Source organism: Leptospira biflexa serovar Patoc strain 'Patoc 1 (Paris)' (assembly GCF_000017685.1).
Classification (GTDB): Bacteria; Spirochaetota; Leptospiria; order Leptospirales; family Leptospiraceae; genus Leptospira_A; species Leptospira_A biflexa.
On record NC_010602.1, the window covers coordinates 3,460,330 to 3,473,586 of the forward strand.

Genomic DNA, 13,257 nt, shown 5'->3' on the forward strand with positions numbered 1-13,257 from the left:
ATAGAGGATGAATCCTTCCTTAATAGGACAATCATGAAACACAAATCCATATTATATGCTCAAAAACTAGATTTCCAATGGCCGACCTCGGATCCTTTTTTATTCTGCGTCCACCACGAAGACCTTTATCCTAAAGGAAATGGAAAGTTTGGTCCTAGTGACTCATTACAAGGTCGGCAAATTGGGCAGGATTTTGTTGGAAAGGATGGATGGAGGATGTACCATGGAGAGACCATTCCTGGTTTTCCTGGACACCCTCACCGAGGATTCGAGACTGTAACTGTTGTTCAGCGAGGATTGGTCGATCATGCGGATTCACAAGGTGCAGCTGGCCGTTACGGTGATGGTGACGTCCAATGGATGACTGCGGGAGCTGGAATCCAACATTCAGAAATGTTCCCACTCCTCAACGAATCAGGTGAGAATACATTAGAACTCTTTCAAATTTGGCTTAATTTACCCGCTAAACATAAGTTTGTCGACCCACATTTCAAAATGTTTTGGAATGAAGACATCCCTGTGAAATCAATCACCGACACAAACGGGAAACAAGTGAAAATCAAAACGGTTGCAGGATCTTTGTTTGGCGACAAACCATTGGATCCACCACCGAATTCCTGGGCGGGGGATCCGACAAATGAAGTGGGAATTTATATTTTAGATTTGGATGCAGAAGTTCAATTCCTAATTCCAGCAACAACGCAAGGAAACAATCGGAACTTGTATTATTTCCGTGGGGAAGGTCTTGTGGTGGATGGAACCCAAGTACCTGGTAAACATATGTACAATCTAAAGTCAGACGAATCAGTGGAGATCCGCAATGGATCCGAACCAGGTAGGATTTTAATTTTGGATGGAAAACCGATTGCAGAAACAGTGGTCCAGTACGGTCCCTTTGTGATGAACAAACAAGAAGAAATCCAACAGGCGTTTGACGATTACAGAAAGACACAATTTGGTGGTTGGCCATGGGACTCTTATGATCCCGTCCATGTGGGCAAAGGTCGTTTTGCCAAACATGCGAACGGGAAAGAGGAATTTCCCTCTCAGTCTCAATAAGTATGTAATGAATGTTATGCGACCGGTAGGATTACCGGTCTGTCAAACAACCTGTACTTGCATCTTTTACCATTTGGATGTACTTCCATAGGTAACCGCTTGTCACTCGGTAAGGAGGTTTTTTCCATTTTTTACGTCGTTTCTCCAGATCTTCAGCGCTGACTTTGACATCGAGTGTATTTGTGCGTGCATTGATCGAAATTACATCCCCATCTTCAACGAGAGCAATTTCTCCACCTTCCATGGCTTCTGGAGTGATATGACCCACTACAAATCCATGGCTTCCACCAGAGAACCTTCCATCAGTGATGAGAGCAACATTGTCACCAAGGCCAGCTCCAATGATGGCAGAAGTTGGTTTTAACATCTCTGGCATCCCTGGTCCCCCTTTTGGACCCACATAACGAATGACAACAACATGGCCAGGTTTCACTTTTCCATCCCGAATCCCTTCGTTTGCTGCGACTTCAGAATCAAAACAAATGGCTTTGCCTTCAAACATTTCGCCTTCATGCCCAGTGATTTTTGCCACTGCACCTTTTTTGGCGATATTACCATATAACACTTGTATATGACCTTCTTTTTTGATCGGGTTACTGACAGGTCTAAGTAAGTCTTGGTCTTTGGGAAGGTCCGGTAGAGATTCTAAATTCTCTGCGATGGTTTTTCCAGTGACAGTTAAACAGGAACCATCTAACATACCTTCATTTAACATAAATTTCATGATGGCAGGTGTTCCACCAATGGCAAAAAGATCTTCCATCAAATACTTTCCACTTGGTTTCATGTCGGCAAGTAATGGTGTTGTATCCGTTACCTTTTGGATTTGATCGAGGTCTAAATCAATTCCCATTGTCCTTGCGATGGCTATCATATGGAGTGCTGCATTCGTTGATCCACCAAGGATTGTGATGACACGGAGTGCATTTAAGATGGATTTAGGAGTGATGATATCAGAAGGTTTGATGTCTTTTTCTAAAAGATTGTACATGTACTTTCCAATTTCTTGGCATTCTTTCTTTTTTTCTTCACTGCGTGCCGGTGAGGAAGAACTATATGGCAAACTCATCCCCATCACTTCGATCGCTGTTGCCATTGTATTTGCAGTGTACATTCCACCGCACGCACCAGGACCTGGGCAGGAGTTTTTGATCACTTCTTTGAAATCTTCTTCTGAAATTTTTCCGTTAATTTTTTTTCCATATGCTTCGAAGGCAGAAACAATATTTAATTTTTCTCCTTTGAAGTGGCCACCATTGATGGTTCCGCCATACACCATGATGGCGGGACGGTTGAGTCTTGCCATCGCCATAATAGCACCTGGCATATTTTTATCACATCCAGCAGTGAAAATAATTCCGTCATAAAAATGAGCACCTGAGATCGTTTCAATCGAATCAGCAATGATCTCACGTGACGGAAGGGAATAACGCATTCCATCATTTCCATTCGTGATTCCATCGCTCACACCGATGGTGTTAAACAAAAGTCCAACCATTTGTTTTGTATCAAGGACACTTTTCTTTTGTAAAGCAGCAAGGGTTGTCAAATGCATGTTACAAGGATTTCCGTCAAAACCTGTACTACCTATTCCGACAAAAGGTTTGTTCAAATCTTCGTAAGGAACTCCTGAACCAATGATCATTGCTTGGGATGCAGGGAGAGATTCGTCTTGGGTTAAAACACGGCTGTATCGATTCAAACTCATAATTTACAATTTCCTTCGGATTAAAGTCAAAATGTAAAAGTGGAAGAGAAAGGAAAGCGGATTTTCAAAATTAAGGTACTATGATTTCGATGAGAATTTTGTTTTGAAGATTACCCTCTGCCAATCCTTTTTCCCATTCTAAAAATTCGAACTGCAAACAACTGTTAGCCTTATCACGAGAGTTCTGAGGCAAAAAGCCATTTGCCTCAATTGATTTGGCAGCCTTGGCAATTTTTCCACGCGTAGATTCTAACCATTGGATTTCAAAAAATGTTGCAAACCTTGTATCCGAGCTCGGTTGGACTCCCGATGCCTCACAGGATTCTGTGACTAAAAAACGATACCTAGCTTTGATGGTATCGCTGTTTGCATTTGAAGTCGCGGATTGCGATAAAATCCCTGATTGTAAGATCGATTCTTGGCAATCAGGAGTTCGATTTTGAATCGTTCTAGATTCATTTAAGGTATAATTTACTTCCGCTTGCGTTACAATGAGTTGGTTTACATTACAGATTCCCAAAGGACGGCGACTACACGTACTAATGTTTGTATTCGTATCGGTTTTGATACAATTTCCAGAATTCCTTTGCCATAACAAAGTGGAGAGGAGCCAAGTTGTCTCTTCTTCATTTTTCTGTTGTATGTCTTCGCCACTTTGCAAACAGAAAGTGTGGAGAAAGAGACAAGTGAAGAAAATGATAACCTGTTTCAAAATCGTACCTCCATTCCAATATTGATGAGTGGGATGATGGCCATCTTTCCATTGGGAGTTTGAGAGATGATAAATGGTGAATTGACTGTATCGTACGTGGGACTTGGGTTTAGGTTCCTTTGGAAATTTCTCGTGTTATCAAATTCAAATCCAGCCTGGTTCCTTCGGCCATAAAAATTCACAAATTCGATGTAGGTATTGATGTAACCCCAGGAATAGTTTTCAATACGGTCAATTCGTAAATCAAACTGGTGGAAGGGCAAAAAACGATCACTATTATAATTTCCTGAATAATTGGGAAAATACAAATTCAAACCAAATGTTGCGGCTTGGTTTGCTCGTGTAGCACCTGTTATGGGAGTGTAAGGAGTTCCAGAAAAGTAACGAAACCTGCCTCCCACCATCCATTCGGAATTAAATTTATAACCGAATACGATGTTGAGAATATGAGTTCGGTCAAGATCGTAGAGTTCTTCTTTATCGTTATTATAAATTAGCTCCAAATTGTTATCATCATAATAATTCAGATAATTGGTTCCTAGTTTGGTTTGGGCCAAAAGTGTTCTTGTATTGTTTTGTAAGGTTCGATTCCTTGATTCTTCGCTCGAAAGTCTGGATTGATTATTGATTCGTTTCGTAATGGAATTGGTATACGAAATCCAACCAAATAATCCGGATTGTTCTCGTGGGTCTTTGGTTTTTTTTAGAAAAATTTCCACACCTTCCGAATACCCATAACCTGCGTTAGAGTAATTTAAATTTTTTGCTTTGATGGGATTTGCTAAGACCTTAGCTGTTTCATTCACAAAGATCCTTGTATCATTATTAAGTGCATACGGATCCACGATATAGGAATCAGGTACAATGATATTTTGAAAGATATTATGAAACCCTTCAATTTTGATTTGCCAATGGTTCGCAAAATCTTGGCTGATGCCTAAGGAATTGTGTTCTGACCTTTCCATAAATAAATTAGGATTACCAGATTTTTTGGAAAGTGCCTCCACTGAAACTGGTGCATTGTAATGGATTCCATGGCCAGCCATAATACTTGTTTTTGTAGATTCAAATACATAACCTGCAGTGATCCTTGGAGCCAAATTACTTTCGTTGCTCCCCGAATAATGATCAACTCGTGCACCTGGCGTTAGGCGAATTCCTCCATATTTAAATTGGAATTCGGTATAAGCAGACTTCTCACGATAACGAATCCGATCTCCATCAATCACAGAACGAAATGCCGAATTGGAATTTAAGAGATCATTGAAGATATTGTAAAATAATCGATTGTAGGATGATATGTTTTCTCCTTTGAGTGTTGTCTCCCGAAATCTACCCTGTACACCCACTTCAAATTTTAAGTGTTCTTCCCATAACTCCCATTCAAAGGCATTTTGCACATAGGTGATGGTATCTGAAGTTCTATTTTGTAATCCAAAAATGTTTTCTGCCGTGAGTGGGTTTGTAAAACGAAGTTCAAAAAATTCATCAAACCATGTGCGAGAATATGACAATGTATTTCGGAAGGATTTCCCTTTCCAAATATATCGAGCTGCATCTGTCCGAAACATTCGATCGAGACCCGTTGGGGGACGTGGGTCTTGGCCACCTCTTTCTAAATCAGCTTGTGCTTTGGTATATGCCTGTCTGTCTCTTGTTCCAAAGGTTTGGACTGTAACGCGGTGGTCTGGATTGATGTCCCATATCAATTTCCATTGGTAATCATGGTATTCCGCGTATTTGGCATCTTCTGGGATCCCTTGTGGGTAAGCTTGCAATAACACTAAGTTTGGATAATTTTTACGACCAGAACTGATCATGGCAAGGCCAGGCAAAACTTTTGATTGGTTGTAAATATCTGATAAAAATAAATTCACATTGATGATGGTTTTATTTTCATCCACACGATCTGTTCCTTCGATGGCAATAATCCCACCAGTCGCATAACCATACTTTGCTGGAAATGCTCCAGTATATACATCAAATGATTTAATCAAATTATTGTTGAGAACAGAGGATTGATTGCCTAAATGAAACGGATAAGGCAAAGGGAAACCATCAAAGTAATATTGGTTTTGTCTCGTTCCCCCACCTCGTAAAGAAAGATCCCCTCTTTCACTATTGGAGTAAGGATTTCCTGTGATCAAATTGGTTCCAATATTGGTAAATACAGATGGTAAAATTCCAACGGGAGCTCCAATCACAACTCCAGGAACAGTCTGAAGGGCTTTCAAAGAATCACCCGAAACTCCAGGCAATCGTTTGATCTCGTCTTGGACAAGTCCATAACGAGAAAGAGGGGTTTTGTCTCTCTCACCGCTCACCAATATACCAGATAAATTTGATTCTGCAATGGATACAAGGATCACTTGTCCTTTGAATCTGACTTCGCGGAATAATGATTCGGTTTTGTCAGCGGTGGAAACTTTGATTTCATAATAACCTGGTTCGGGAAACGTTAGTTTGGTGATCCCTTCCGCATTAGAAATCCCGCTGGTTTTTCCTTTTTTAGATATGACTACTGCGTTTGGGACTGGTTTTCCAGTATTCGATTTGACAATTTGGATCGTGACTTCGAGTTTTCCCTCCGCGTACAATGCATTGGTTTCCAAAAAAAATACCAAAAGAGTGAAACATAGAACACAATGAAATAATCTGATAGGAATTAATTTCATTCGGGGATTGGGATTAGGTTTTCTGCAATTTTATACAATTCATCTAAAGACTTTTTATCATCCAAAAGACGGTAACTTTGTAATACACCTTCATAGACAATAAACAACTGTTTTGCGAGTGTAGATGGGTTCACGTCAGGTTTTATGTATCCATTCTGAATTGATTCTTTTAAAAATTCTGTCAAACATTCGATGGTCTCGTTTGCGATCCTTTCGATTTCAGAACGTATTTGTGTTTCTACTGGACTAATCTGAGCACGAAAGTTTGCCATCCCACATCCGAACAATTGTGATTGTCGTGCTTCCCGTGTTAAGATTCGTACCCATGCCTTGATAAAATCCAAAGGTTTTGGATTTCGTTTCATCAAAGTTTTGAGGAGATTTAAATTTTCGTCTGAATAAAGTTTAAGGACTTCTTTTCCAAGTTCTTCTTTGGAAGAAAAATGTTGGTACAAACTTGCTTTTACGGTTTTTGCTTCGTCAACGATTTGGTTCAAACCAGTTTCCGAATAACCTTGTCTCAGAAAAAGGTTACGGCTTACGGACAGGAGTCGTAGTTTAGTTGGTTCCTTTTTCATTTTTATCCTAAATTGAGGAAAAACAAAATCCTAGCAAGAAATACACCAACCGGTCTGTCCAAATTTTATCTACAGTTTAGAACTGCCATCATGGGAAATTGCAGAAAAGTTCTTGCAAAACATACCGACTGGTATGTATGTTTTTTATGAAGGTGAATGATGAACCAAGAATTAATTTCCATCCATGAAGTCGCTAAATCTGTTTCTGAGGCAATGGACACTCGGCATAGTATCCGCGAATATGAATCTAAACCAATACCGGAAGATGTGCTTAGGAGAGTATTTGAGAAAGCACTACGCAGTCCCAGTTGGAAAAATTCCCAACCTTGGAAGGTCCACATTGTCAGCGGAGATAAAAAAAATTCACTGGCTCTTGCACTGACAAGCGCAGCCAAAGAGTCTCCCCCTACTCCTGAAACAGGTTGGCCCGAATCCTATCCTAGTGATGCCAAAAAACGGATGTTTGATTTGGGAATGAAAATCTATGGAGTGGCCGGAATTGATCGAAAAGACAAAGAAGCAAGAGACCAATTTATGCTTCGCAATTTTAGTTTTTTTGGGGCACCAACAGCCGTATTTATCACTTCTAAGTTTGATTTGAATTTTTTTGTTGGAATTGATTTGGGATGTTTTCTCCAATCCATTTTACTTTTAGCACGAGAAGAAGGACTAGGAACTTGTCCACAAGCTGCCTTAGGTGCATTTCCTGAAGTGGTACGAAGTGAACTTGGTTTGCCAGGGGAAGAAAAGGTGATCATGGGTTTGAGTATTGGTTATCCGAAAGCAGAATCGGATCTCAACCGTTTTCATACCCCAAGAGAAGGATCATCCGATTTAATTCGGTTCTATTAAAAAAACATTTCGAATTTTTGAATCTTTGGTATAGAATACTACGAAAAATCAATCAGTTGGGTAAGTATGTACAATAAAGATTTCTGGAACGAACGTTATGCGAATGAAGAATATGTTTATGGAAAGGAACCAAATGAGTTTTTGCGTTCCCGTCTCCCCAACTTAAAAAAAGGCAGGATCCTTTTTCCCTGTGAAGGGGAAGGAAGGAACGCAGTTTTTGCTGCCGGCCTTGGTTGGGACGTGTTCGCTTTTGATCAATCGGAATCAGGAAGGCAAAAAGCCATTCAATTGGCTAAAGAAAAAAATGTCACCTTCCATTATGAAATTTCTGATGCCCTAAACTATCCCTATGCACCAGACCAAATGGATATGGTGGCACTTATCTATTGCCATTTTAATAAATCCATTCGTACCACAGTCCATCGTAATTGTGTCCGTACCTTAAAACCAGGTGGGATTTTATTACTCGAAGCATTTTCTCCCGAACAATTGAAGTATACTTCTGGTGGACCAAAAGACCCCGATATGTTGTACCAACTCAAAGACCTCCGAATGGATTTCTCGGAAATGAATGTTGAGTTAGAAGAATCACTCGAGACTGAACTAAACGAGAGTCCGTTCCATAGAGGAAAAGCAAGCATTGTGAGGCTTGTGCTTCGAAAAATTTAAATCGAATTTGCTTTTAAGTTTTAAAATCCATGATTCTCTTTTTGTTCACAAGCACTGGGAGAAACAGGATGAAGCGTATCATTTGGCTAGGACTCTTTTCTATTTTTTTATTACAATGTTCCTTTGGTCAAAAGGTACAGTATGCTGAATTAAAAAAAAACTATCCCAATGTGAATTGGGAAAATCGACGCAATGAAGCGGTTCGTTACTTAGCAGATATATTAAAAATTCCATCAGTACGTGGAAACGAAATCCAAGTCACGAAGTACATCCAATCAGTTCTTTCGAAGGAAGGAATTAGCTCACGATTAGTGTTTGATCCCAAATTTCCAAACCGTCCGAACTTAGTTGCGGAACTTCCTGCTACAGTACCCAATCCAGAACCCGGGATCATACTGGCGAACCATTTAGACACAGTTGAATTTGATGCCAAAGAATGGAAAATGAATCCTCTCGCAGGAACAGTTCGGGATGGCAGAGTATGGGGGCGCGGTGCAATAGATATGAAGGGCATGGCTGTTATGGAACTTGTTGCCTTTTTAGAACTCAAACGTTCAGGAATTCCAAGGTCTCGTAAAATCATGTATTTAGCGTTAGCTGATGAAGAGTCTGGATCTGTTCTTGGCGGAAAGTATATGACCTCACAGCAGAAAAAAATCTTTGAAGGGTATGAATATGCGATTAACGAAGGTGGAGTGGCAACGAGAGACATCGTCATCCCTGGATCTACGATCTTTAACATACAGTATGCGGAAAAAGGAAATATTTGGTTACGAGCAAAAATTACTGGTACAAGTGGACATGGTTCTTCACCTCCGAACCAATACCCAGCATTAGCACTAATTCAGTTTTTTAATGAAGTACGAGAGCTGGAATCAGACATTCGTATCACAGAAGAGACAGATGCATTTTTTTATCAATTGGGAACAATCAGTTCTTTTCCAAAATCTTTTTTCTTAAAAAATGCAAGAAATCCACTGATCAAACCACTTTTACATCCAACCATTAGAAGCAATCGCCACCTAACAGCAATGACTACCAATACAAAATCCATCACGGGATTTCGAACAAGTGAAGGTGAGGGTGGTGAAAATGTGATTGCCGGTGAAGCTAGCGGACGATTGGACATACGCACATTGCCTGGAGTCGATATAGAAGAGTTTGCCAAAAAAGTAAAAACCATTGCCACAAAATACAATGCAGAAATCACCTTTACCGACATCAATCCAACAGATGTAACGCCAATTCAAACCAGGTTTTTTAGCACACTCGCCGCTGTTTCCGTCAATAAGTTTCCAAACAGTACAGTGACCCCGTTTTTATCTCCTGGTAAAACAGACAATTCCTACTTACGTAAAATCGGAATCAAAGCATATGGGCTGATCCCTGCTGTTTTAAAAGCCGAAGACATTGATGGCATGCATGGTAAAAATGAAAACATGACCATTGATAATTTGGAATTAGGAACTAAAATTCTTTTTGAAACGTTGGTAGAGATGAACCAATCATAATAGCAGATTCTTTCAATCAAAGAACGTTATTTGATACTGAAATGGTTCGTTTTACAATCGTATTGAAACTGTTTTGTTGAATCATCCTGGGAGATACAAACCAGTAAAGATTGTTTCCGCAAAGTTGAGTCCAAGTGAATTTAGAAACATAAAGGTTCTTTATGTTTTCATTTTACACGATAGTTGGCTTATTTTGAGCCTTGTAAATAATTTAAAATTCCTTCTTCCCCACGTTCTTCCGCCAACTCAGCAATACTAATGCCACCAACAGTTTTGGCCTTGGTTTCTGCACCAGCTTTGACTAAGAGTTTCACCAGTTCTAAATTGCCTCGGTATACCGCACGGTATAAAGCTGTTTCTCCCATTGTATTCCGAAGGTTAACATTGGCACCTTTTTGAATTAGGAATTTTGTGAGTTCCATTTCCTCTTCATCGACTGCTTTGATCAGAGAAGAATTTCCAAGCGAATCCTTTGCATTGATGGAAACTCCTTGGGCCAAAAGATTTTTGACTTCTTCTAAATTTCCATTTTCCACGGCTTGGAAGAGACGTAATTCGAGGCTCGGCGGGTTTTTAACAACTGTTTCATCCTCAATACATCCAAATCCCATAAGAGAGGTCAGAAAAATTATGACAAAAGGGAAGAATTTTTTGAAAAATCGGCTCGATAAGAAAAGGAACATCTGTTTTAGTCTAATAGTTTAACTATGAAACGTCGATCCATTTTTCTCACAAGTTTACGGTTTGCTCCTGTTTTGTTTCTTGGGATGGTGTTCGTCTCTTGTATCTCCATCATCAGTCCAGGTGAGGTGGGGCTTATGTGGAGACCTTATAGCACAGGTCTCAGCCAAAAACCATTAGAATCTAGAGTGCAGACTTATATGCCATGGAACAGTGTTTATGTTTATTCTGTCCAATGGAGTAGTTTCCAAGAGAAAGTGGAAGTGTTAACAAGAGATGATTTGACGATCACGGTGACTGCCGACATCATCATTCGACCGATCCAAAATGAAATCTATGAACTGGAGATGGAAATCGGAAGGGATTACTATGAAAAAGTAGTCAAACCACAATTTCGAACCGCCATCCGAAATATTTTATCGGCGTATAACATGGTTTCGATATCCAAAGAAACTCCGAACGTTTCTGCCCAAATTAAAAAGTCACTCGCTGAAAAATTAAAATACAAACATATCGAAATTGATGATGTGATTGTGGATGATGTTGAATATAGTCCTTCAATCTTAAAAGCCATTGAAAGTAAACTCACCAAACAACAAGAACAAGAACAAATGAAGTTTGAGATTAACATTGCGAAACGTGATGCGGAAATTCAACAAATCTCAGCAGAAGCGAAAGCAAAGGCTGTATTGATTGAGGCGGAAGCACAAGCCAAAGCACAAAGGATGATATCTGAATCGTTAACGCCCAAATACATCCAACTCAAAGCAATGGAAAATCCGAATAACAAATTGATTTTTGTTCCCAATGGAAAAGATGGATTGCCAATCATTGTGAATACAGACGGGAAATAAGTGGGATCCTATCACCAATATAAATTGGTTTTTCAAAATGCAGTGCTGAACATTAGGCACTGCAGTTTAAAAGTTTACAAATTATTGGACTGGAGTTCCTAAAATTTGTAGAGTTTGGTTGGAATTCACTGGTTCAATTTCTGATCGTAAATTTTTATTTCTTACGATTGTCCTTAATGGATTCTTTGGATTTGGTGATTTTGAAACTGTCCGCGACAATGATTTTGTCATTGGTTGTAGTAGTTGGACAATCGGAGTATGCCCTCTAACTTCGGATAACTGAAGTGCATTCCAACCATCTACGGAATATTCCGTATTGGCATGATGAGAAATGAGTGCTTTTACAATTTCTGTTCTTCCAAAATAGGCAGCATATAATAAAGCAGACCATCCTTCGTAAATTGTATTTGGATCTGCTCCTTGCTTCAGAAGAGAAATTCCAAGATCTTCGTTACCCTCGTAAATGGCATCGATTAACGGTTTTCCAAGAGTGGGATTGATTTTGATTTCTATATTTTCTGGTTTCTCCGAATCATTTGTAGAAACCATCTGAGTATCCGATGGAAATGGTGATACGATAACAATTTCCAATTGATCGGCAAATCCAGTTACATCATTGACCCATCCAAACTTTCCATTTGGCAATTGGAAAAATCGCGCGGCTGATCGAAATACCATTCCGTTTCCAAAACCGAAACTTTGAGGTTTGGATACAATCGTTCCATCTTTTTGTATCAAACATGCTTCTAATTTCATTTTTGAAATTTGGGGATACCATTTCTCCTTTTCAGGGCCGTCGTCGGTCATCCACAATAAAAATAAATGGTCTTCCCCAAAAGGAACGATCCTTGGAATCCTCTCTCTAGATTTGGAAGTATTGGTAAGATATACTGGTTTGGAAAGTTGATCTTTACTCTTGATGATGAGACCAATATCGTATGAGGTTCGATTCAAATTAGAATCAAATACGATCCAGGTAGTACCATCTTTCGAAAATAAATCTCCAGTTGAGATTGGTACATATTGGTACGTTTCGTTGGCACCGGCTTTTGGTACAATGATAGGGATTTCTCGTTTTCGATTGGGAAATGTATCAATGACCAAACCTCTCGGGTAGGCATCTCCCACGGTCATCATAACCAACTGATCTCCATCGTTAAAAAATCTCGGTCGGAAGCTATGGCTCACGTTCCAAGTAAAACCTTCTTGCGATTTGCCATCCGATTTCATCACACGCTTTCCATTATGATCAAATAAAGCCAGATATTCGCTTTGGTGTGTAACTCCATCCTCCCATTTACGATACGTTGAAAAATAGGTCGCATAATGATTGTCAGCTGTCTTGGTAATTGAAAGTGTACCGAATGTTGTATCGATTCCTTGGTCTCCAACGGAAACGTATTCTTTTGTTCCTACAATTTTTGTACTAAAATTGATTCTACCTGATTTGTCATATTGGTTGATGTAGGCCGTATGAAAATTTTTGATTTCATGTTTCCCTTTTTTTTTCACCTCAAACTCTGATAACAATACGGTGAGACCTTTCGAATCGGCAATCATATCCTCAATTCGAAAACTTTTGAGACTCACGATTTCTTTTCTGAATTTAAAATTAGAATCTAAACTGATAATTCGACCATTGGATTGATCATCATTATAAGCGAGAAAATACTCTCCTAATTCAATGTAGACAAGTTTTGGTGCAGGAGTTCCATCCGACATGGGATAGGTGTAGGATAATGCAGTATTGTCAAGATTGGTATGATTTGATGGAATTTTGACTAAGATCCGTTCTGTCTTTTCAGCAATACGATTGATGTCTAAATTACGATTAGAATCTGCAAATAAAATGGAAACACTTGGGATTACCATAATTAGGAATAAACACAAAATGTTCCTTCGTATCTGATGGTTCACAAACGGACCTTTCCTACTCATCGATTTTTTCATAAAAAAAT

11 protein-coding genes are annotated in these 13,257 nt (G+C 39.4%); 5 read left to right on the forward strand and 6 right to left on the reverse strand.

Going from position 1 to position 13,257, the window contains the following annotated elements; genetic code table 11:
• The first annotated feature begins 33 nt into the window (after window positions 1-33).
• Window positions 34-1,059 (forward strand): pirin family protein, encoded by a 1,026-nt coding sequence (locus tag LEPBI_RS16420; RefSeq protein ID WP_012390271.1) that lies wholly within the window; start codon window positions 34-36, stop codon window positions 1,057-1,059.
• A gap of 31 nt (window positions 1,060-1,090) precedes the next feature.
• On the opposite strand, the gene ilvD is transcribed toward LEPBI_RS16420, so the two are convergent.
• From ilvD to LEPBI_RS16440, 4 genes are all read right to left on the reverse strand, one after another.
• On the reverse strand, window positions 1,091-2,767 hold the full coding sequence (gene ilvD / locus LEPBI_RS16425; protein ID WP_012390272.1) for a dihydroxy-acid dehydratase: 1,677 nt from the start codon (window positions 2,765-2,767) through the stop codon (window positions 1,091-1,093).
• Window positions 2,768-2,837: 70 nt separating this feature from the next.
• Window positions 2,838-3,479, reverse strand: a complete 642-nt coding sequence (locus tag LEPBI_RS16430) for a hypothetical protein (RefSeq protein ID WP_012390273.1) — start codon at window positions 3,477-3,479, stop codon at window positions 2,838-2,840.
• Window positions 3,476-6,154, reverse strand: coding sequence for a TonB-dependent receptor (locus tag LEPBI_RS16435; protein WP_012390274.1), 2,679 nt, complete (start codon window positions 6,152-6,154; stop codon window positions 3,476-3,478). Before LEPBI_RS16435 ends, LEPBI_RS16430 begins: the two co-directional genes overlap by 4 nt.
• Entirely contained in the window at window positions 6,151-6,732 is a 582-nt protein-coding gene (locus LEPBI_RS16440) for a TetR/AcrR family transcriptional regulator (RefSeq protein ID WP_012390275.1), read from the reverse strand. The genes LEPBI_RS16435 and LEPBI_RS16440 overlap by 4 nt, the downstream gene beginning before the upstream one ends.
• A gap of 159 nt (window positions 6,733-6,891) precedes the next feature.
• On the opposite strand from LEPBI_RS16440, the gene LEPBI_RS16445 reads away from it, so the two are divergent.
• The 3 genes from LEPBI_RS16445 to LEPBI_RS16455 all read left to right on the forward strand — a co-directional run bounded on the left by LEPBI_RS16445 (window position 6,892) and on the right by LEPBI_RS16455 (window position 9,764).
• Window positions 6,892-7,584 (forward strand): nitroreductase, encoded by a 693-nt coding sequence (locus LEPBI_RS16445; protein ID WP_041770088.1) that lies wholly within the window; start codon window positions 6,892-6,894, stop codon window positions 7,582-7,584.
• A gap of 66 nt (window positions 7,585-7,650) precedes the next feature.
• On the forward strand, window positions 7,651-8,253 hold the full coding sequence (locus tag LEPBI_RS16450; protein WP_012390277.1) for a class I SAM-dependent methyltransferase: 603 nt from the start codon (window positions 7,651-7,653) through the stop codon (window positions 8,251-8,253).
• Between the two features lie 68 nt (window positions 8,254-8,321).
• Window positions 8,322-9,764 (forward strand): M20/M25/M40 family metallo-hydrolase, encoded by a 1,443-nt coding sequence (locus tag LEPBI_RS16455; protein WP_012390278.1) that lies wholly within the window; start codon window positions 8,322-8,324, stop codon window positions 9,762-9,764.
• Between the two features lie 188 nt (window positions 9,765-9,952).
• Here the strand turns inward: LEPBI_RS16455 and LEPBI_RS16460 are convergent, their stop codons facing one another.
• A complete protein-coding gene (locus LEPBI_RS16460; RefSeq protein WP_012390279.1) occupies window positions 9,953-10,447 on the reverse strand; it encodes an ankyrin repeat domain-containing protein in 495 nt (164 codons plus the stop codon).
• A 24-nt stretch (window positions 10,448-10,471) separates the two neighbouring features.
• Here LEPBI_RS16460 and LEPBI_RS16465 point away from each other — a divergent pair, with 24 nt between their 5' ends.
• A complete protein-coding gene (locus tag LEPBI_RS16465) occupies window positions 10,472-11,299 on the forward strand; it encodes a prohibitin family protein (RefSeq protein ID WP_012476456.1) in 828 nt (275 codons plus the stop codon).
• 81 nt (window positions 11,300-11,380) lie between these two features.
• Here the strand turns inward: LEPBI_RS16465 and LEPBI_RS16470 are convergent, their stop codons facing one another.
• Window positions 11,381-13,216, reverse strand: coding sequence for an ankyrin repeat domain-containing protein (locus LEPBI_RS16470; protein ID WP_226992823.1), 1,836 nt, complete (start codon window positions 13,214-13,216; stop codon window positions 11,381-11,383).
• Window positions 13,217-13,257: the final 41 nt, after the last annotated feature.